This window comes from Janthinobacterium lyxosi, from assembly GCF_051380665.1.
In the GTDB taxonomy this organism is placed as follows: Bacteria; Pseudomonadota; Gammaproteobacteria; order Burkholderiales; family Burkholderiaceae_D; genus Janthinobacterium.
This window is the reverse complement of the sequence record NZ_JBNYXM010000015.1, coordinates 24,271-45,695: the sequence shown is the minus strand read 5'-3', so window position 1 is coordinate 45,695 and position 21,425 is coordinate 24,271. Positions and strand designations below refer to the sequence as shown.

Genomic DNA, 21,425 nt, shown 5'->3' with positions numbered 1-21,425 from the left:
GAATGTGTGCACTACGGCCGGCGGCCTTTAATGGAAACCCGGGCCGGGAAACGCAAGGACGCCGGCGGCCGCTCATCGGCGCGGAAGTCGCGCACCATGGCCAGCACCTGCTCATCCGTCTGCGCATTGCCCGTGCCTTGCACCAGCTGCACTTTCGTCGTCCTGCCTTCCGTATCGAGCCACAGGTCGACGCGGATGTCGGCAAACGCCAGCTGGCGCGTGCGCGGGTCGCGGGCGAACGCCATCTGCAAGGCATTGGCCACATAGCGGCCATACGATCCAGCGCCGAGACCGCCGCCACCGCCGCCGCCCGTCATGCCGCCGCCGCGCCCGGCCTGGATGCCGAAGGCGTCGCTGCCAGCCTGCGCCGCGCCGTCGATGGTGACGGGGTCGCCCTTGTCCGGCGACGGACTTTCCGGGGCGTCATCCATGGGCTTGTCGGCCGGCGTCGGTTCCGGCTCCGACACTTCCGGCACCACCTTGTCGGGCGTCGGTTCCGGCAGTTTTTCCGGTTCCGGCGGCGGCGGTGGCGGCGGTGGCAGCATCAGCATCGGCGGGGCCGCCACTTCGCGCCTGGTGGCCGCCGTGTCGGACAGCAAATACCAGACCAGTGCGGCCAGCGCACCGGCCAGCAGCGCGCCACCGGCCACGCCGCCCCAGCGGCGCCACCACTGCGCCGCGCCCGACGGTTCCGAGGCGGCCGTCTTCATCATGTCGTCACGCTTCACCTTGCGCTCCTCATGCCGGCTTGCCGGTCACCAGGCCCACCTGGTTCAGGTCGATGCGGCGCAGCAAGTCGAGCACTTCGACTACTTTCGCGTACTGCACGGCGGCATCGCCGCGCACGATTACGGGAAAGTCGGGCGTCAAGGCCTTTTCCGTGCGCAAACGCTCTTCCAGCTCGGGCAGGGTGACGGGATAGGCATCGAGGAAGACCTGGCCCGCATTGTCGATGGTGATGGCCTTGGTCTTCGGTTTTTCCAGCGCCATGGCCGAGCTGGCCTTGGGCAGGTCGACCTTGATGCCGGGAATGCTGGCGTTGCTGGTCAAAATGAAGATCACCAGCACCACCAGCAGCACGTCGACGAAGGGCGTGATGTTGATGCCGCCGCTACGCTTGCGGGGGGTAAACTTGGCGGAGGTGGCCATGGTTATGCGCCCCTCACGCCTGTTGCAGCACGGGACGCATCTGGCGTCCGTCGCCCTGCTCTTCAGCCAGGCGCGTGGCAAATTCATCGACGAAGACAGCCATATCGGCGACGATGGCGTCCGAACGCGAGGACAGCCAGTTGTAGCCGAACAGCGCGGGAATCGCCACGCCCAGGCCCGCAGCCGTACACAGCAGCGCAGCAGCCATGCCCGGCGCCACCGAGTTGATGTCCACGGCGCCGGCCATGGCTGCTACGACGAACACCAGCATGATGCCGATCACGGTGCCGAACAGGCCCACGTACGGCGCACCTTCGATGGTGGTCGAGAGCCAGATCATGCGTTTCGACATGCGCTCGCTTTCGCGCACCATCACGCCATCCATGGCGGCGCGGATGGCGCCGATGGTGGCGTTCGAGACGGCGTTCAAGTCGTAGCCGCGGTCATGACGGCGGCGCATCTCGTCGATGGCCACGTCATACAAACGCCACAGCGAGGAATCCGTCTTCACGGAAGTGCTCAGCTTGCCGTTGCGCGCCAGGTGGTCCAGCGGCGCGCCGGCCGCTTCGTGGAACGACTGCATGAATTGCGCATTCGCGCGCGCGATGGCGCCATAGCTGCGGCCCTTGCCGATCATGATGATCCACGACAAGACCATCATCAAGCCCAGCAAGCCCACGACGATCCAGGCGTCGAGGGGCATGGCGGCGATGATGAAGCCGAAATGGCTTTTACCGGCCTGCTGTTCATCGGCGCCAAACACGGCCAGGCGCGATTCGGAACCTTGCGAGACGGCATCGGCCAGCAGCAGCGCATCGGGACGGGCCGTGCGCGACAGGCGCAGCTCGTCGATGGCGCCCGTGAAGTTGGCCAGGGTGGTGGCGCCGGAGGCGGCCGGCGGCGCATCGGCGCCCACCGAGGCCGCCGTGCTGAACGCTGGCAGGCCAGTGGCCAGCGACACGGCCGGACGGCCGCCCACATACAGGGCCACATTGTTTTTATCGGCTTTGACGGCCAGGTGCGACCATTGCGCGGCCTGGATCGGTTGGCCGGGCTTGCTGCGCTGGCCATTCACCTGCACGAACGGCACGCCCTGGTCGATACCGATCAGCAATTCATTGGCGCCGTCGCGGCGTGCATACAGCACTTGCTGCGCGCCCAGGCTGTCCGGACGGACCCAGGCCGAGAAGGTAAATGGCGCAGCGGCGGTCAGCGCCAGCGAAGGTGAGGCAGGCAGCATCAGCGGTGCCGTACCCAGGCGGGCACCGGCGCCGATGACGGAACCGTCCAGCGCCGGCACGGCTGTCTGGGCATGGTTGCCGTAGGCAGTGCTGTCGCGCGAGGGCACGCCCGGCTCGGTGAAGTGGTACACCAGGCTGTAGTCGGGATCAAAAGTACGCTGGCCATTACCGGAAGCGGGCGCCTTCGGATTGCCGTAGTACATCCACAATTTTTGCGGTGTTCCGGCGCTCAGGGCCGGCACGTCGACCCAGATCAGGGCGATGCCCAGCAGCGGGTTGAATTGCTCGATCTGGTGGTTCAGCACCGTTTTATCGTCGCCTGCCACGAAGCGCAGGTCGGCGCCGTTGTCGCTGACGCCTTCGAAGTTGAAGTTACCCGAATGCAAACGCAGCAGCACGGGAATGCGGCCGGGATCGCCGCCCACGGCGCCGGCCTTCGGGCCAGCGTCGACTGTGACGGGTTTGCGGTAAGCCCAGTCGGGCTGCCACCAGGCATGCGCCAGGCCGGGAACGAGCGTGCCCAGGATCGTGAGCAAAAAAAGAAAACGTTGCATGACAGTGATTCTCCGAAGAAAAGTCTAAAAAAGTGCAGTGCTGGTGAGCTGGCCCGTCAGTAGCTGGCCGACAGGTTGAAATTGATGCGGCGCACGTGCTTGTGCGTGCGCGGGCCATCGCGCAGCGGGTAAGAAAAATCGATGCGGCCATTCAGGTAGCGCAGGAACTGGAAGCTGCTGCCCACGCCCACGGAGGCCAGGCCGAACAGGTCTTTCTGTTCCGGCAGCGGGTCGCGCAAGCGCAGGCGCGCGCCGTCGGCAAACGCGTACAGACGCCAGTTTTCCAGGCGGCTGAAATACGTCAGCTGCGGCGTGCGCCATTCGACGCTGCCCGAGACGCCGTAGTCGCCCGTCGCTTCGGCCGACAGATAGCCGCGCACGGAATTGGCGCCGCCGGCGGCCATCTGCTCACCCGACACCAGCGCCGCATCGGCCAGCTGGCCCGCCAGCTTGCCGTACAGCTGCGCGCCGCTGCCCAGGGTGGTGGTCACGTTGGCATCGCCCTTGAGTACGAGGAAGCTGGGCGAGGCCTTGTAGCGCTTGTTGTCGTAGGCGGCACTGTCGCTGCCATAGCCGAACCCGGCGCGCGTGCCGGCCACCAGCGACAGGCCCAGGCCGTAGGTCGCCGTCTCCGTCTGTGCAAAGCCGTTGTAGGCCACGCTGAGCGGTACATACTTCAATGGAATACTCGAGCCGGCGCCATTCAGTTGCAGCGCTTCCTGGTTATCCTTGAAATCGATGCCGCCGCTAAAACTGTGCCACCAGATGCCGCTGTTGGGCACTGTGTAGTTGAGCTTCATGCCCAGCGCATGGCCCTTGCCCAGCACGCTGGTGCCGCCGGTGCTGGCGACGTTGCTGTTCGACTGGTAGCCGGTCGCTTCCACGCTCCAGCCCTGCGTGCCGATAGGCGCCACGTACGAGGCGGACCACACGCGGGTCTGGTTCAGGTCGCCCGGCGTGCCGAAAAAGCTGAGGGTGGCGCTATGCCCGAGCTGCCACAGGTTGTCGTGGCCCAGCGACACGCTGCTGCGCAGCTTTTTCGTATCGGCGCTGTAATCGTTGTTCAAGCCCACGCTGGCGCGCCACGGGCTGCTGTCTTCCACTTTCAAGTCCACGTCCATGGTGCCGGGCAGGCTGCCCTGCTTGACCAGCGGCATCACCTGGCGCTTGGGGCCGCGGTTCAGGGCCGTCAGTTCCACCTGCGCCTGCGTAAAGTCGGGCACCTTGCCTTCCGTCAGTGCCGGCACTTGCTGGCGCACGTCGAGCGGCGAGTTGTATTGCGCACCGACCACGCGCAAGCGCCCCACCTTCGTTTCGCTCACCTGCAGCACCACCACGCCCTGCTCCACCTGCTGCTCGGGCAAGTCCACGTAGACGGACTGGTAGCCCCGGGCTTGATATGCCGCAACGAGGGCGTCGCGCGCCCCTTCCACGTCCTTCAGGCTGCGGCCCGGCCCCAGGAAGGGCGTGACCGCCTCTTCGATGGCACGCGCATCGAGCACGGTATTGCCGCGCACCAGGTATTCCTCGATCGTCACTTGCCGTTCCGGCACGGCCGGCGCGGCGACAACTGTTTCCTGAGCGCAGCCCATGCCGGGCAACGCCAGCATGGCCAGGCACAGCATCGTCAAGGCGGTCGCGGGTGCCGCTGGTGCTGCCCCCTTGCCCTGTTTTTTCATCTCACGCATCTTCCATTCACCTTAAAATCAAACGGTTGCCCTGTGTTGCGGCGCTGGGCCGGCGTTTTGTACTGCGGATGTGGTCCACCGAAGCTTGTCTACTGATGCCTAGACTGCCGCCGCGCGCGGCGACTGTCGAATGTCATCAAATGTTCATAAAACTCACGGTTGCAGGCCGCGCCGCTCGTTCGGCGTGAGCGCTTGCAGCTGCGGCGCCGTCAAAGGCCCCGCGCCCAGCACCTGCACCACGCCGGCCGGCTGGTAGTTCGACGCCTGCGGTTCACCGCCCTTGTGCTTGCCGACACCGCCCTCGTCCGCTTGCTCGTTGCCAAAGCCCAGTACTTTCACCGTGAACAGCGATGGCAGCGCCTGGCGCGTGGCAGCCCGTTCACGCTGCAGCACGTCCTGCGCCGCAGTGACGGCTTGCGTGGCGGCCGCGCTGGCATTGCTGAGCGCACCCACGTTCACCGCGGCGATGACCGGCATCCCCGTCGACTTGCCCTGCACCTGGATGTTTTCCGCATTCACCACCTGCAGCGCGGCCAGGTTGACGTTGCCCGAGACGCGGATACCCGCCTCGCCTGCGTCGATGGTGCCCAGCGGGGCGATCAGGTCGATGTCGCCGGGCGGCACCTCCGGGATCGGGTTCAGCGTGGCGATGCCGGCGCCCGTGGTCGGCGTGCTGGGCGACAGGCTGACCAGGCCGATGCTGTCGTAGGTGCGGCGTTGCGGCGTGTAGACCACGGTGGACTTGGTGCCACGGCCCGCATTGATGTCGCCCGTGGCCGACCAGGCCAGGATGTTGCCGCCGAAAGTGGTGAAGATGCGGCTCTGGCCCAGCAGGATGCTGTCTTTCGCATACATCTGGATCTCGCCCGCCCCCTGCGTCAGCACGCCCGAGCCTTCGCCCGGCGCATAGCCGCCATCGACGCCGATCAGGGCGCGCCCGCCCGGCACCGTGATGCCGATATCGCCGCCGAAGTCGGTGTGGATGCCGGCATCGTTGACGACCACGTGGGGCACGTTGTATTGAGGCCGGCCGGCGTCTATCCATTCCTTAGGGCTGAGATATTGCACACCCGGCAGCGGCCGCTTGGTGCGTGCCCCCTCGTACTCATCGACCGTGTACAGCGCGCTGCTGAACATCGTCAAGTCGCCCTTGTACTCGATCTTCTTGCCCTCCTTGTCCTGCGATGGGAACAGGGTGGCGATGGCTACACGGCCGCGCAGGTAACTGCCACGGCGCATGCCGTCCGGATCGTTGTATTCGCGCCCGGCCGCCTTCAGTTCGGCAAAGTAGACATTGCTCAGATACACCTGCTGCTGTTCCTTCGGCAAGGCGGCAAAGAAGCTGCGCGCATCGGTGGCCGGGTCGTAGCGGATGCCCAGGCCGCTGTCGCCGCCAAAGCGCGTCGTCAGCCAGTTCACCAGGTGCAGCTGGCTCACCAGCGCATATTCGCGCGCCAGGTCGCGCCGCACGCCGCCCGTTTGCCGGCCGGCCTTTTCCAGTTCCGCCTGTTTCGTGCCGAGGAAGGCGGACGCGCCCACTTCGTCGCCGTTGTAGCCGAACTGGCCGCGCAGCCAGTCGGCCAGGGTCAGCTTGCCGCCGTAGACGTACACGGCGTTGCCGGCCTGGTCGGCCAGCGGCCGGCCTGGGTCGGCCAGCTTGGCCGGGTCCAGGTAGCGCGCCGCGAACGCCGCATAGTCGGGACCATTGCGGCCCACGCCGGCGGCCACGCTGATGCCGGCGCCGTTGCCGCGTTCGCCGGGGCCGGTGCTGACGATGGCGCCGAGGCTGCGCAATTCCGCCTTGTCGGCCAGGTACAGGTCGCGCCCGGCGCTCACGTTCAGCTGGCCCGGTCCCGCCACATAGAAGGTGCTGTAGCGGATATCGCGTCCGGCACTGACGACGGAGACATCGGCGGCATTGCGGTGCACGAACAGGTTGCCGCGCGTGGACGAGCTGCCGGTGACGATAGGTTTGTCCGGATAATCGGGCCGGCCGGCATAGCCCTGGCTGGTCCATCCCGCCGCGCCTTCCGGCACACCCTCGACGCTGCCAAGCGGCGTGCCGGAATTGACGATGTCGCGTCCGGCGCGCACGGCCACGGCACCGCCGCCTTCGTACCACACGCCCAGCGGGCCAGTTTCGCCCTTCAGCATCGCCCGGTACACGATACCGCCCGTGCGCAGGCCGACGATGTCGCCGCTGTTGGCATAGAAATGCGCGGGCACCTGGCCCACCGGCACATAATCCGACACCGTCGGCGCCGTCATGCTGAACAACGGATAGGTCTGTGCGGCCTCGCCGGCGCCGTTGGGATTCGAACCAAACGATTGCAGTGGCGAGGGCGCCAGCGCATTCGCGTTGACGTTATGCAGCGGTAGCAAGCCGTACCAGACCTTGTCCAGTGCCCCGACGAAGCCCGGATTGAACGGGTTCGGCAAGAGGCGCGGATCGGCGCCCGATGGCGTGATCGGATAACCGGCCGCATGGATGGAATCGGCGGCCAGCATTTCCAGCTGGCCCGTGCCCGTCTTGACAAATTGGGGCGCCACCGGCGACGGCGCCAGGATCACGCCGTTTTGCGGCATGTCGACCTTGCCGCCCTCGCCAAACCTGCCCAGGCTGGCATTGCCGTAGTACAAGCTGCCGCTGGCGGCCACGGCGCGCAGCACGGATGGCATGACATAACGCCCGTCCGATGGCGCGTGGTTGTCGCCCGTCACCGACTGGATCCAGGCGGACGTCGGCGTCAGATTGCCGCCGGCGCTGAACAGGTCGATGGCCGTGGCCGGCGTCCACAGCGAGAACCAGCTCCAGCCCTCGCCCTTGCGCTCCACGCCCTGGTAGTTGAACGGCGAGCCGTTGGCCAGCTGCTTCACGCGACCCGCATCGGCCGTGCCACCCAGCACCAGGTCGCCGCGCGCATCGATGCGCACGCCGCTGTCGCCCGGCACCAGGATAGGCCCGCCGCTGGCGATGGCCGTGCCCGCCGTGTAGGTTTCATATGGCCGCGATTCCTTCGGATCGGCGCGATCGAAACGCAGCTCGACGCCGCCCACGGCGCCCGCCTCCATGCGCAGCGCGCCGCGCAGATTCGTGAAGGTGCTGTTGAGCGTGGGATACTGGCGCTCGAAGCGCGTATCGGCATTCGGGAAGTCGCTGTTGGCATCGAAGCTGCGCACCGCGGCGACAGGGTTGAGGCCGCCGCCGATGCGGATGTCGAGGTCGCCGCCGCCCGTCAGCAGCAGCTTGCCTTGCGGCGTCACCCTGCCCGTGCTGCCCACGGCCACGTTCAAGCCCTGGCTGCGCAGCGTGTAGATGGCGCCCGGATCGGCGCGCGAGGTCAGCATGCCGGCGTCGCCGCCCGCCTGCAGCAGCACATTGCCGCCGCCCAGGGTGCCGATGCCCGTAAAGCCCGACACGACCGGCAGGCCGGCAAACAGGTCGCCGCCCTCGGGGCGCGCGACATAGGTGCCGAAGTTGATCCACCATGCCGTCGGCACGCCCGCGCCCGTGCTGCCGCTGCCCTGGCGCCACAGCCAGGTACCGATGTCGCTGGTGTCCTGCTGCGCGTTCAGGGTGCCGATGGCATCCTCACGGCGCTGCAGGGCGGTGCCCACGGTGTCGCCCTTGACGTCGCCCTGGGCGCGCAACAGCAGGTTGCCGCCGTGCTCGGGATACCAGGCGCGGTACAGGCTCTCGCTGCCGCCATCGACGAAGCGCGTCAGCTTGTTGTCCAGGACACCGAGTAACTGGCCCTTGGCGTTGAAGCCGCGCGGCAGGTTGAACAGGTCCTTGCCATCGACCAGCGGCGAGGCCGACTGCGTGCCCGCCGTGTAGACGCCGTACAGCGAACGCATGTCGAAATCGCCGGCGGCGAGCAAGTCGAGGTCGCCCGTGCCCGTGCGCAGCACGCTGAACAGGGGCTGGCGCGCCGGCTCCACATTGGTCACATATTCGGGCGGCGTGCCATCGGCAATCTTGACCACCAGATGCGCGCCATACTCCAGCATGAGCTCTTCGCTGCCAAACCACATCCCAATATCGACCTCGCCTTCCGGCATGCCCTGGCTGATGGCTTCCTCACTGAAGATATATGTGCCCGGCAAGCCCGTGCCCGGCTTGATCGATGTCCTCTCGCCCATGCCGTAATGCGTATCGGCCAGCATCAGATGGGCATCCTTCGCATGCGGCCGCAGCGTGCGCGTGTCGGCGGCGGCCGTATCGGCGCCGCCCACCAGGCGCAGCGACCACGCTTGCGAACCCTGGGCCAGCATGGGCGCCAGCGCCAGGTTGCGGCCCTGGCTGCCCGTGCCGTCGGCCGCGCGCAGCGAGACCATGGTCGCGTCGCCAGGCAGCTTGACCAGCGTGCCGGCCGGCAGCACACTGCCCTTGTCCAGCGCCAGCGCCGACGCCAGCACCACGCCGTTGACGGGATTGACGCTATCGCCCGTGTCCATGGGCTTGCCTTCCGGGAAGGGCAAGGCCACGTTCGCCGGCCACAGCATGGCCGCCACCTTGGCTGCGCCCGGCAGGCGCAGGCCGGGATCGAGCTGCATGCCGCTGGATAAAGTCAGCGCCTTCGGCAAGACTGTGCCAGCCGCGTACAGCACGCTGCCGTCGGCGTTGCGCACGGCGCCGCCCAGCACGCTACCGGCAGGCAAGGTCCACTCCGCCGTCAAGGTGGCGGGCGCCGCCAGCAAGGTGCCGCCGCGCAACTGCATCGGCTTCATCGGCACGGCGAAATTGACGCTCGTGCCCGACTTGAAATACGTGTCTTCCGCCAGGGTCACCAGGCCCGCTTGCGGCACGACAACCTCGCCGCCCCACGGCAGGCGGCCCTTCACCAGTTGCCAGCCCTGGTCGTCCGGCGTGACCGGCAGGGTGCGGATGTCGAAGCCATCCGTGATACTGCCAAAGACGCTGAGCTTGCCACCGGCGCGCACTACCAGCGCGCCCGCCTCGCCAGAGCCGTACACCCCGCTCAGGCGCGCCAGCGGATTGACGCCGTCGTAGCGCTGGCCGGACAGGTCGATGTCGCCATCGATATGCAAGTCGCCACCCGGCGTGGCACTGACGATCTCGACGCCGGGGCGCAGATGGAAGGCGTTGGCATCGCCACGCAAGCCGCGCAATTTGTTGTTCATCAAGTTGCCGTTGGCCAGTGCATGAGCCATGAAGGCCTGGCTGTCGGCGTGCTTTTCATCCAGATAGGCCTGGTTGATGCTCTGGTAGCTGCGGCCGTCCGCATCCTTGCCAGAGCCGGCGGGCGCATCCTTGTATTGCCAGAAGCCGTTGACGTTGATAGTGCGCGCGCCGGCGATGTTCAGCGCGCCAGCCGCATCGATGTCGATATCGTCGCCCGTGGCGCCACCCAGGCGACGCGCGTTCAGGTCGATGCTGCCGTAGTTGCCGCCCTTGTCTCCGCTGCGCAGGTCGAAACGCGCGCCGCCTTCCAGGGTCAAGCGTCCACCAAGCGAGGCGAGTTCGATCACGGCGCGGTTCGGCGCCTCGATCACCTGGCCATAGCTGTCCGTGCGCAACAGCGTGCCATGCGCGTCGAGCACGGCGCCGGATTGGATGGTGACGCCGTCGCGACCAGCCAGGCGGATGCTGCCCACCTGTTCGCCGCTGGCGTCGATGCGACCGTTCACCATCAGCGCGCCGCCATCGACGGACACGCTCACTTCGCGCGCCTTGAGCTCGTCGCCGATGGCCAGGTCGCCCTGCTTGAGCTGGAAGCTGCGGCTGCCGAATACCTTGCCCGTGTTCAAGCGCTGGTTCAGGCCGGCGAAGTCGCCAATCTGCCGGGCGCGGATGTCCGCGCCGCCAGCCGCGTAGGGCACCAGGGTACCGCCCGCGTCATAACTGCCGCTGGCGCCGCCCAGCAAGGTGCCGCGCAAGTCGGCCGTGCCGGCCGCCTCGCCCGTGGCGATCACGGCCAGCTTGCCGGCGCGATTGTTCACGGCCGACAGGTCGATCACGGAAGCGCCCGCCTGGCGCACATCGCCTACACGGCTGTCGAGGATCACATCGCCACCCCAGCTGTACTTGCTGGTGTCGTAGAAATCGATCTTGCGACCCGCCAGGTCCAACTTGGCCTTGTCGCCCAGCAGCACATCGCGCTCGGCTGACAGGGTCAATTTTCCGCTTGGCAAGACCACCGACGTATCCACGCTGACGCTGTTGCCGCTGAGCGCCACTTCGGCGCCCAGGGCGCCAGCCAGCGCCGCATTCGTCGGCGTGGTGGCGGCCGCGCCTGCCGGTGCGCTCACCTTGAGGTCGCCGCCCGCCGTGATGCGGTTGACGGAACCGGCCGCGCCCGTCAGCAGCGGCGTGTTGATCAGCACATCGCCACCGCTGTAGCGGTAGCCATTGATGGCCGTATCCCAGGCGCCCTGCGACTGGTACACAGACAGGCTACCCTTGTTGTTGGCGGTGACTTGCTCACTGGCATTGAGTGCCACCTGGCCGAAGCCCAGTATCAAACGGTCCAGGTTGTGGATGGTGTCGGGACGGCTATCCGGCGTGAAACCGAACTCGATGCGCTTGGCATCGACCTGCAGGCGGCCGCTGCCCGTGCCGGGGCCAGCCGCGACGACGGCGCCGGGCGCATTCGTCGCGCCCTGCCACACGAGGGTGTCGGTATGGATGCGCGCCAGCGCGTCCGTGCCGCCATAACCGTAGATGGCGGGCGTATTGAGCACCAGGCGCGACAGCGACGACTTGCCCGTGGCCGCATCGATGGTCGACAGCTGCGACGAGTCGTAGAAGTTGAAGGAGTTGCGCGCCGTCAAACCCAGGCTTTCCAGCGCCGGCGCGCCCGTGCTGGTATCGCCGCGCAGCAAACGGTCGAGCACATCCTGGTTCAGTGCCAGGCCGTCCGGCAGGGCGCCGCGGGCACTGGCATCCGCCAGCGCAGCTTCGCTGCCGATATTGATCGCCCCCATCGCCAGCACCAGGTTGCGCGTGCCATAGCGCACCTTGTCGCGCAGGGTGAACGCGCGCTCCGTCACGGCGGCGATGGTGCCTTCCGAATACAGCGAGGTCGTGCCGCCGCAAACGCCATCCGCCTTCGCGCACGCGCCGATGTCGATGATGCCGGGACCATCCGAATCGGACGGCGTGCGCACGGCCGGCAACATGTCCAGCCAGCCGTTCGAGACGGCCAGCACGCTGCCCATCGGCTGGTACACATAGCCATCACGCGAATCCCAGGCCGCCTTGCCGCGGCCCAGTGTATTGATGCCCGATCCTTGCTCCAGGAAAATGCCATCGTTGGTTTTCGTGGTCACCAGGAACACTTCGGCCGCCTTCAGCACGGCGCCGTCGCGCAGCACGATGCCGCCCGCCGATTCGTTGATGGCGGCGATATTGGCGCGCTGGTTGCTGCCCGTACCGATATCGCTGTAGGTGACGCGCGGCAAGCCGCCGATCCCCAGGCGCTGGGCGCCAAAGGCGTTGATCTGCGAGGCGTGCACGGAGACGCCATCGAAGTCCGCCAGCGGCGCCGTGCCGTCGGCCAGCACCTCGTAGCGGGTCGACGCATGGCGCCCCGTGCCCAGCAGCAGGGAGCCGCCAAAGCCGCCCTCGGCCGGCGCGTACAGGGCGCTGCCATCCATCATCAATGGCGTGTGGTTATCCTCGACGCTGTGCAGGGACGGGGCGATCAGCTGCAGCCGCACGGCCTTGGCGTCGCGTTCCAGCATGGCGCGCGGCACGCCGTCGCGCGTGGCTTGCGCTATAGCAAAGGCGGCATAACCCGTTTCATTGTATTGCGAATAGCTGCGCAGCACGTCGGCCGGCGTCAGGATGGCCTGGCCGGGCACGGCGTCGCGTATCGCCGTGCCGGCGATACCCGTCTGCGCCGCCGTGGCATACGAACCATTGCGCATGGCTACCGTGCCGCCCGCCTCGACGGCGCCGGCCAGGCCATTCAATTCCACGCGAAAGGCGCCCGGCAGCAAGGCGAAATTCGATGGCAGCAAAGTGTAGGTGCCGGCCGCCAGGCCGGGCACGCCCGCGCCGATGGTGATCTGGCGTCCCACGGCCGGCTTGCCCGCGCCTTGCTCGGTCATCAGCGGCGCCACGTCCGGCTGCACGCCGGGAATGATGGCGTACACGGGATTGGTATTCAAACCGGGCAGGGTGAAGCCGCCATTCGGCTTCATCTGCACCAGCGGATTGAGACGCGCATCGGTAGAGCCACCCCGTCCGGCCAGGAAGGCCGCGCCCGTCAAGGTGCCGCCGCCCGACAGGTCGAGCACGGCGCCGGCTTGCACGTCGACGGCGGCACCCGTCAAGGCGATCTCGGGACCGTTGCCCACGCCCTTGAACACGACGTCGTTGCCGTCATACAGGTAGCTAAGGCCATCGAGCGTGCCGCCATACGGCATCGTCAAGCCTTTTGCGCTGACCGACGTCAGGCTGCCTGGCAGCAGATTGACATGGCCCGTGTAGGCTTCAAAACCTTCGGCGCCCAGGGTGATCTGGCCCAGCGGCGCGCGCAGCACGCCGTGCTGGTTGATGGTGGGGGCAACCAGGCTCAGGCTGCCAAACACGGAAAATGGCTGGTTCGGCGTCGCGCTGCCGGCGCTGCGCTCGACAGTGAGCGTGCGCTGCGGATCGAGCGTGATGCGCACGTTGCCGTATTCGTCGACCCGGCTGCTCTGGCCCACCGTGACCATGCCGCTGTCGCCCGTGGCTGGATAGATTTGCGCCGCGACCAGGGTGGCGTTGCCCGGCTGGTACAGGGCGGCGTTGTTCGACATGCGCAAGTCGCCGCGGCTGTTGAGGGTTAGCTGTTCGAAGGCATCGCGTTCGACGGCCAGCGGCTTGCCGCTGCTCTGCACGATCTCGCCCCGCGTGCCCATGTTGACCTCGCCCGCGAGATCGAGCATGCCCGCATCGATCTGCAGCAGGGAGCCGTCGGCCACCAGCGGCACGCCCAGCATGCCGCGCCCCTTGCCCGAGTTTTTCGAGCCGTTCACGGCATTGGGCACGATGTAGTTATCTTTTTGTCCGCGCATGGCCGTACCCAGGCGCACATACGGCGCCGCCAGGTGAACCTGGCTGGCAAGGCTGCTCGCCTTGTCCCGGCCGTCCGCATCCAACTGCGGCTGCTGCTGCGCCAGCCCCAGCGAACTGGCGCTCAGGCGCAGGCTCTGGCCCAGCGTCAGCTTGACGTCGCCATCCATGCTGAGCATGCCGTTGACATGCATGGCCAGGTTATCGAAGCCGCCGGCCTGCACGCGGTCGGCACCCAGGCGCGCACTGCCGTAGCGCAAGGCCTCGTCCTGCTGGCCCGCGCGCAAATCGGCCGGCAAGACGCTGTCGCCCTGCACCTGGGCCAGCACGAATTCGCGCGGCACCCGCAGCACATTGTCGACGGTGGCGCCTTGCAGCGTCTGGCGGTCCACCTGGCCATAGTTGGGCGTGTCCAGCGCCATTGCCAGCGTACCGCCGGCCGCGCCGGCGCCACCAGCCGCCGCGCGCAGGGTGCCATCGGCAAAGATGCCATTATACGAACTGAGCGCAATCAAACCGCCGCTGCCGGCCACGTTGACGGCGCCCTGCTTCGGCAAGTCCAGCGTGGCTGCCGCGCCGCTGGCGTCGAGCAGGGCGCCCGGGCGCACTACGACAAAGGCATCGGCTGCATCGACGCTGGCGGCGTCGGCCTTGTAGCGGGCGCCGATTTCGATGCTGCCGCCCTTGTCGGCGCGGCCATAGCGCCCGCCCCGCATGTCGGTGGCGACGCTGGCGCGGCCGGCCACGTCGAGCACGGCGTGTTCGCCAATCCAGATCGAGGTGGCTTGCCCCTTGCCGTTCGGCACATCGGCATCGCTGCCCGTGCCAAACGTCCCCGGCAGGATGGCGATCTTGCCGCCCCAGGCGTCGAGGCGGCCGTCGATGCTGACCTGGCCATTGCCCGTCAGGCTGATCTGGCGGCCCGGATCGACCGTGACGAGGGCGCCTTGCACCACCGCCAGTCCCCCCTTCACGTAGGGGCTGCCGGCCGTCAGCGTCAGGTCGGCGCCGGCGCGCTGCGTCAAGCGGCCCTTGCGCGCATCTTCCTGGTACAGCTGCGGCGTCCACACTTCCAACGCGGCGCCCGGATCGGTGCCGCCCGCTACCGTGTGGCCGGTGGCGGGATTGAAGCGCAGCACGGGCATCCTGACATCGATCTGCGCATCCTTGACCACCACGACGCCATCGCGGCCCGTGACGGCATAGTCAGCAAAGCCGCTCTGGAACAGGCTGGCGTCCAGCGCCAGCATGGGCTGCACGGCAACGTCGCGTCCCAGCATGGTGCCAGTCGGCAGCAGCACGCCGCGCGGCGTGCGCACGTCGTCGGCGGCGATGCTGCCGGCCGCATACTGCGTCGTCATCGGCAGGATGGGCAAGCCGTTGGGAAAGGCCGCCGCCGAGACCACGAAGCCGGTAGTGAGGCCGTTGATGGCCGTCAACATGCTGCCGGCGGGAGCGATGGAACCGCCCCAGACATACGTCGTACCGTTGATGACGACGTTGGCGCCCGGCGGTACCAGCAAGTCGCCCCCCAGCAGCAGCGGCTTCGTCGCAGATACATCCACCGTCACGGGCTTGCCCAGGGTCTGGCCCGGCGTGATCAAGCTGGTGCTGAGCGCGAAATCAAAGGGGATCTTCTCGCCCTTGGCAATCAGAAATTCATCGCTCAGGCGCAGGCCGACGGGGGCGCTGCTCCCCGCTTGCAGCACGTCGCCACCCTGCAGCTTGCCGCCGATGCTGACAGCCGTGCCGCTGTCGATCACCAGGCGCCCGCCGCCCTTCACGCCGTGGCCGCGCAATTCGCCGTCGAGCTTGAGCAAGGCGCCAGTCGGCGTTTTTTCGCGCGGCAAATCGACGGCCAGGGTGATGTCGCCGCCGCGCCCGCCCTGCAGGCTGCCATTGCTCATCAGGGCGGCGCCGGACGAGACGTCGAGGACGCTGCCGCCGGCCAGCTCGATGCCGCCGGAACTCTTCAAGGTGACCTTGCCGCCATTGATATACGGCAAACCGGCGCTGGCGCCCGGGTCCAGTTCCAAATTGCTCCACAGACCACGCGCATCGAGGCGCACGCCGGGCGCCACGCGCACGCCGGCCGGGCCAGCGGGACGCCCTTCGGGCGACACGGGCGCATCCAGCCACACGGCACCCCCGGTGGCGAGGTAGCGCGACACCATATTGCCGGCGGCGATGCTGCCGCTGCGCGCGCTCACATTGGCCTTGATGGCCACGTCGGTGGCGTGCAGGGCGATGTCGCCGCCATCGGCCACGCGCACGTCGGCATTGACGTCGAGCTTGTCGTAAGCGAAGATCTTCAGTGCGCCCAGCTCCAGTCCATTGAGCCAGTCCGCATCGAGCTGCAAGGTTTTGCTGCGCGCGGCCGGCAAGGCTTCGCTCAGCAGCTGACCATCGGCGATGGGCGCCACCTTGCCGATCTCGACCTTTTCCAGCACGGTTTGCGGGCTGTCGCGCAGCTGGCCCGTCTTGGTATCGAAAACGGGCGTCATTTTTCCCACGATTAATTGACCTGCACGCGCCGCCACCGTCTGCGCCTGCTTGTAGCTCTCCATGCCCTCATCGCGCTTGCGCTGCTGGCGTTCGCCCTGATACACGGAGGTATCGATATCGCCTTCCAGCACGGCGGCGCCCGTGGAAACGATCAAACGGCCCGCATCGCGGCCCACCGTATAGCCGTTTTCCAGGCGTTCGCGCGGGCCGATCAAGGCATTCGCATGGGTTTCCGTCGTGTTCGCGCCCCAGCGCGCATGCGTGCTTTCATAGCCGCGATACAGGCCCGTGTACAGATTGTCGCCGGGAGCGGTACTCAGTTTGACCATCGCGCCATCGGCGCCCTTCAGCCACGTCTGCTTGACCATGCCCGTCTGCACATCGAGCGAGCCGCCGGCGATGTTGATGCGCGAACCGGCCTGCGTCACCACTTCGCCGCCGCCAAAGCCCACAGTGCCACCCTGGGCCGCCCACTCGCCGATGCCGTGGCCGCTGGTGTTCAGGTAGCCGCTCACTTCCAGCAAGCCGCCAGCCGTATACCAGCGGTCCGTAGCGTAGCCGTTCGTGCCGGCCGGCACCAGCACCAGGTCGCGGCGGTCGACCCACACGTCGCTGTTGTTCAGGTATTTTGCGTCGCGGCTGCCCGGTGCGTCGCGCTGCTCGTTGCCTTGCACATTAATCAGCACATTGTTGCTGCTCATGTTGACCTTCACGCCGACGGCGCCGGAGACATCGATGGCGGCGTCGCGCGCCACGTGGCTGCGGCGGGCCGCGTCGACCAGCACCTGACCACCCGTGGCCAGGGTCAGCGAGTCGCCCTCGAAGGCCACGTTGCCGGCGGAGACGATGCGCACCAGCGACTGGTCGCGCCGGTCCTGCGGCGTGTCCGTTCCCTTGCCCGTGTCTTTCAGCAAGGTATCGCGCTGCACGTCGAGCGCCGTGGCGCCGTTGTCATCGATGACAATGGCGCTGACGCTGCCGCGCGCCAGGGTGACGCCGGCGTTCTCGCCCGCCGCCGCCAGGTGTATCGTGCCGCGGCCATTGACGGTCGTGCTCGACAACAGCACGCCATCCTGGCGCACGCTATTGCCGCTGAGCGTGATATCGCCCGTCGCCGCCTGGATCAGGCCGTTGTTGACGACGCTGCCGGCGCTGCTGCCGGCCATGCGCAGCATCTCGACTTCATTGCCGCGCGTGCTTGAATACTGGTTCTTGTCCGTGCCCATGCCCTGGCGCACGACGATGGCGTCGCCGGCCGCCAGAGTCGTCTGGCCGTTCGGCGTGGTGATGGCGCCCGCATTCTCGACGGCGCGACCAGCCAGCAGCACATAGCCGCCGCCTTCCGTCACCGTCTGCGGCTTGCGCGTGTCGATGCGCGCACCGGCGGCGACGACGACATCGGCCTCGGCCGCGCCGTGCGTGTAGGTATTCTGGCCCAGCACCAGATCATTCGCGAAGGTCGGCACGGCGCCCGCGCCCTGCGTCTTGCCATACAGGCCGCTCTTGAACTGGCTGTCGCTCATGCCCATGGCGGCCGCCGCCAGGTTGCGCGTATCGACCTGGCTGCTGCCCGTAAACACGATGCCGTTGCGGTTGACGATCATCACCGTGCCGTCGGCCTTGATCTGGCCATGGATCTGGCTGGGACGCGCCAGCGGATCATTGACGCGGTTCAACACGGACCAGTGCGATTTCTGCTCGAACTGCAGGGTGGTGTTCTTGCCGACGTTAAAGCTTTCCCAGTTCAAGATCGCCTTCTCATCCGTCTGCACGACCTTCACGACGGACTTGCCGTCGGCCTGGGTCTGCACGGGCGCCTGGGCATTGAGCCAACCGGCCGTCAGGCTGTTGCTGTCGACCTGCAAGCCACCCTTGACCAGGCCATCGGGGGCGCCGCCGGCCGCCAGCGCCGCCTGCCGCGCGGCCGCCTGCACCGCCTGCTCGGCGGCGATGCCGCGCGCGGCCAGCAAGAGATTGTTCAGCGATTGCTGCAACTTGCCTTCCGCCTTTTGCTGCTGGAGCAAAGGATTATTCAGCGATGTTGCCGGCTGGCCATTCGGCAAGCGTCCCGTGGCCGCAGCCGTGCCCTGCTGCGCGCCCTTGCCGGCAAACCAGGCGCCGCTGAACGGCTGCTGCGCCTGCGCGCCGCCGGCCTGCAGCAGCATGGCGATGGCCAGCGCCAGCGGTTTCAATCGCACCGGGCGCCCGGTCCGGTTGCCCGCCATGGCGGAGGAGGATGCGTGTTTCGTGACCGACTTGCTTCGCTGCATGGCGACATTCCCTTTTCATGTTCCGTTGCTGACCGATATCGCGAGGCGGCGCGCGGCACGCACGGGGCGGGCGGCAGGCACTGATTCGCGGCTTCCAGCAGCATTGACAGAGAACAAGGTCCGGGACTGCAAAAGGTCATCAAAATGTCATAATTGGCGCTCCGCCTTGGCGCGCCAAGGCGGGGTTCAGCCGAACAGCACGATGCCGCCCGGCAAACGCGTCACCCTTGCGCCATACGCGTCCTGGATCAGGGCGATCACGTCGTCGAGGCGGTCGAGCGAAAAGCTGGCTTGCACGCGCGTGAGTTTCAAGGTGTCGCCATTGAGGATCAGCTTGCCGGGGCGGTAGCGGTTCACCTCGTCCACCACCTCGGCCAGCGTGCTTTGCTTGAACACCAGCAGGCGCTGGCGCCACGCGCTGACGTCGCCTCTTGCCACCGCATGCGCGATGCCAAAATGCTCGGGCCGGTAGCGCAGCTGCTGGCCGGCCGCCAGTTCCGCATCGTTGCCGGCCTGCGCCACGCGCAGGCGGCCCGCCAGGCAGGTCACGCACACTTCCTGGCCGAACAGGCGGATATTGAAGCGCGCGCTGCCGGCCGACACCGTGCCGTCGCCCGCCTGCACGCGCACTCTAGCCGCACCGCGCAAGCCAGCCTGGAATTCCGCCTCGCCCGCCAGCAGCACCAGCGCCGCGGCGCCGTCCTGCAGGGGCGCCGCGTCGAGGCGTGTCTGCGTATTCATCTGCACCAGCACGCCGCCATCGAGCGCCACTGCGCGCTGCTCGCCCGTGCCGGTGGCATAGTCGGCGCCCAGGCCCGCCACGGCCGGCCACAGGTCCGTGGGCGGTCGCAGCACCAGCAAGCCCAGCGAGGCAGCCATGGCGCCGCCCAGCCAGGCGCGCCGCGCCGTGTTGACAGACGCCTGCGCCCGCTTGACGGCGCGCGCGGCCGGCGCCATGGCGCCCCACACGGCACGCGCCTCGGCAAACGCGTTGGCATGCTTGCGGCTGCGCGCGCACCAATGGCGAAACACCTGCGCATCGCGCTCGCTGACCTGGCCCGAGGCCAGCCGCACGACCCACGCCTGCGCTTCCTTCTGGATGACACCCATGTCGTCTTCCGCTTGTTCAATCATGATGTTTAGACGTTTTTCCCGCGCCGGGACCGAAGCGCTGGATGAAATCGCGTCCCATGCGCTCACAACAATGTTCGAGGCCGGCGCGCAATTCCTTCTCCACGGTGCGGGCGGAAATGCCGAAGCGCTCGGCGATGTCGCGGTGCGGCAACTGGTCGACGCGGGCGGCGATGACGATGGCGCGCCGGCGTTTCGGCAACTCCTGCAAGGCCCGTTCCAGTTCTTCCAGCTCGGCGCGCGCGCTGAAGGTGCGGGCCGGGTCGGCCAATTCATCGGCCATCTCATACAAGTCGTCGATATCCGGCAGGCTGAGCAGGCGCGCATTGTCGCGGCGTTGATCTTCCGCAATGTTGATGGCGATGCGCATCAGGTATGCCGACGGATAGCTGATCGCCTCGGGCGCGTTCATCCGCTCCACCCGCAAATACGTTTCATGCAGCGCGTCATTGGCCAGGTCTTCCGAGCCCAGGCGGCGCTGCAGGTGGCGGCGAAACTGTCCATAGCGTTCCAGGAACAGCTTGCGCAAGGTGGCTTTCAGCAAATCCGGCATCGTCAAGGCGTCACGGCCAGGTGCAGATACGGCGCGCAATCGGCGTCCGGATCGGGCCGCGGCGTCAACAGGATCGTCAGCGGCTGCGGCAAGCCCGCCGGTGGCGCGCCATCCATCAGCAGGCTGCGCAGGCGCTGCAGCACGGCGCGGTCGCGCTGCGCCACGCCGCTCGGTTCGAGTACGTGCACGGCGCGCACCTTGCCCCGTTCATCGAGCCACAACTGGAAGGCCAGGCGGTAGCGGCCGAAGGCGTCCGGATGCAAGCGGCACAGGGCGCGCGTGAGCGAGCGCTGCAGGATGGCCGCATAGCCTTGCAAGGGCGGCGCGGCAGGAGCGGCCTCGACCGGCACGGGTGCGTCGGCCAGCGCCAGCAAGGTGAATGCATTGCTGCCGCTGAAGCGCACGCCCAGCTGCGTGCCGGCCAGCAAGCGCTGCAGCGCCTCGGCCGGCGTGTAGTCGCCGCGCACGGGCGAGGCCACGCGCCCCGCCGCCAGCTGGCTGCTGACGAGCACGGAATACCCGGTCACTTCGCCAAACGCCACCAGCGCCGCGTCGAGCGGCTGGGCGGGCAAGTCGAAGCGCAGGGTCGTGTGCGCGGCCGCGTCAGCACCGTCCGCACTGGCAGCCGGCCGCACGAATGTCATCAATGTCATCAATGTCATCAGCAAGCAGGCGGACAGGGCATTGCCCGTTGCGGCGCGGCGGTGGGTTAGTGTCATTTTCCAGGGGAATCAACGAGAGCCTGCTCATGAAGTGTCTTGACTGCAATATTTCAAGCAGAATGGCAAGATGGTAGCTTCATAAAATGACAACTGCATGACATGGCGTCAACCCGCATTCCAGCCTGTCATCGCCGCGACATATGACTTTGCTATGCTGAGCGCTTAATCCACCGCTCCGGGAGCCGCCATGGCGCGCCTGTTATCACTGTTGCTGTTGGCCTGTGCCACCCTGCCCGCGCACGCGGACGAGCACACCGTCGTCGTCAAGGCCGCCGCGCCGGAAAAGGGCTGCGTGGAGGTGGAAGTACATGGCAAGCGCGCGCAATCCATCTCTTGCTTGAACGAAAAATTATTACCTAGCAGCAATACCGTGAACCGGCCCCCGCCCACCCTGTCCGGCGCGGAAGCGACCGTGCAGCGTCCGTCGAACCAGCTGGGCCTGTACAACCGCGCCGCCCTCGAACACCGCATGGGCAATGCCTTTGGCAAATCCGTCACGCCGCAGAGGCCGGCACCGCCGCCGCCCGCCAGCCCGCTGCGGCCGGCGCGCTGACGCTGCTGTCAACGCACAGTCCATTTGCGCTGTC

At 67.4% G+C, this 21,425-nt stretch carries 9 protein-coding genes; 1 reads left to right on the top strand and 8 read right to left on the bottom strand.

The genetic code is table 11. The features are described from left to right. Positions 1 to 11: 11 nt before the first annotated feature. From ACQ4WP_RS17260 to ACQ4WP_RS17225, 8 genes are all read right to left on the bottom strand, one after another. On the bottom strand, positions 12 to 728 hold the full coding sequence (locus tag ACQ4WP_RS17260; protein WP_436522710.1) for an energy transducer TonB family protein: 717 nt from the start codon (positions 726 to 728) through the stop codon (positions 12 to 14). 10 nt (positions 729 to 738) lie between these two features. Then, positions 739 to 1,149, bottom strand: a complete 411-nt coding sequence (locus ACQ4WP_RS17255; RefSeq protein ID WP_034753784.1) for an ExbD/TolR family protein — start codon at positions 1,147 to 1,149, stop codon at positions 739 to 741. A gap of 13 nt (positions 1,150 to 1,162) precedes the next feature. Beyond that, the gene (locus tag ACQ4WP_RS17250; RefSeq protein WP_436522708.1) at positions 1,163 to 2,944 is read right to left on the bottom strand and encodes a DUF2341 domain-containing protein; all 1,782 of its coding nucleotides are present in this window, start codon (positions 2,942 to 2,944) and stop codon (positions 1,163 to 1,165) included. Positions 2,945 to 3,000: 56 nt separating this feature from the next. Further along, positions 3,001 to 4,632 carry a ShlB/FhaC/HecB family hemolysin secretion/activation protein gene (locus ACQ4WP_RS17245; RefSeq protein WP_436522706.1) on the bottom strand — a complete coding sequence of 544 codons (1,632 nt, stop codon included), beginning with the start codon at positions 4,630 to 4,632 and terminating at the stop codon, positions 3,001 to 3,003. 153 nt (positions 4,633 to 4,785) lie between these two features. After that, positions 4,786 to 18,432 carry a filamentous hemagglutinin family protein gene (locus ACQ4WP_RS17240; RefSeq protein WP_436522704.1) on the bottom strand — a complete coding sequence of 4,549 codons (13,647 nt, stop codon included), beginning with the start codon at positions 18,430 to 18,432 and terminating at the stop codon, positions 4,786 to 4,788. Positions 18,433 to 18,618: 186 nt separating this feature from the next. After that, a complete protein-coding gene (locus ACQ4WP_RS17235; RefSeq protein ID WP_436522702.1) occupies positions 18,619 to 19,566 on the bottom strand; it encodes a FecR family protein in 948 nt (315 codons plus the stop codon). Beyond that, a complete protein-coding gene (locus ACQ4WP_RS17230; RefSeq protein WP_436522700.1) occupies positions 19,559 to 20,155 on the bottom strand; it encodes an RNA polymerase sigma factor in 597 nt (198 codons plus the stop codon). Before ACQ4WP_RS17230 ends, ACQ4WP_RS17235 begins: the two co-directional genes overlap by 8 nt. Beyond that, positions 20,119 to 20,835 carry a secretin and TonB N-terminal domain-containing protein gene (locus tag ACQ4WP_RS17225; protein ID WP_436522698.1) on the bottom strand — a complete coding sequence of 239 codons (717 nt, stop codon included), beginning with the start codon at positions 20,833 to 20,835 and terminating at the stop codon, positions 20,119 to 20,121. The genes ACQ4WP_RS17230 and ACQ4WP_RS17225 overlap by 37 nt, the downstream gene beginning before the upstream one ends. 190 nt (positions 20,836 to 21,025) lie before the next feature. On the opposite strand from ACQ4WP_RS17225, the gene ACQ4WP_RS17220 reads away from it, so the two are divergent. Then, the gene (locus ACQ4WP_RS17220; RefSeq protein ID WP_436522696.1) at positions 21,026 to 21,391 is read left to right on the top strand and encodes a hypothetical protein; all 366 of its coding nucleotides are present in this window, start codon (positions 21,026 to 21,028) and stop codon (positions 21,389 to 21,391) included. Positions 21,392 to 21,425: the final 34 nt, after the last annotated feature.

Coding starts and splice junctions, on each gene's coding strand:
- ACQ4WP_RS17255 (WP_034753784.1), bottom strand. CDS start 1,149: ATGGCCACCTCCGCCAAGTTTACCCCCCGCAAGCGTAGCGGCGGCATC.
- ACQ4WP_RS17250 (WP_436522708.1), bottom strand. CDS start 2,944: ATGCAACGTTTTCTTTTTTTGCTCACGATCCTGGGCACGCTCGTTCCC.
- ACQ4WP_RS17245 (WP_436522706.1), bottom strand. CDS start 4,632: ATGCGTGAGATGAAAAAACAGGGCAAGGGGGCAGCACCAGCGGCACCC.
- ACQ4WP_RS17240 (WP_436522704.1), bottom strand. CDS start 18,432: ATGCAGCGAAGCAAGTCGGTCACGAAACACGCATCCTCCTCCGCCATG.
- ACQ4WP_RS17235 (WP_436522702.1), bottom strand. CDS start 19,566: ATGATTGAACAAGCGGAAGACGACATGGGTGTCATCCAGAAGGAAGCG.
- ACQ4WP_RS17225 (WP_436522698.1), bottom strand. CDS start 20,835: ATGACACTAACCCACCGCCGCGCCGCAACGGGCAATGCCCTGTCCGCC.
- ACQ4WP_RS17220 (WP_436522696.1), top strand. CDS start 21,026: ATGGCGCGCCTGTTATCACTGTTGCTGTTGGCCTGTGCCACCCTGCCC.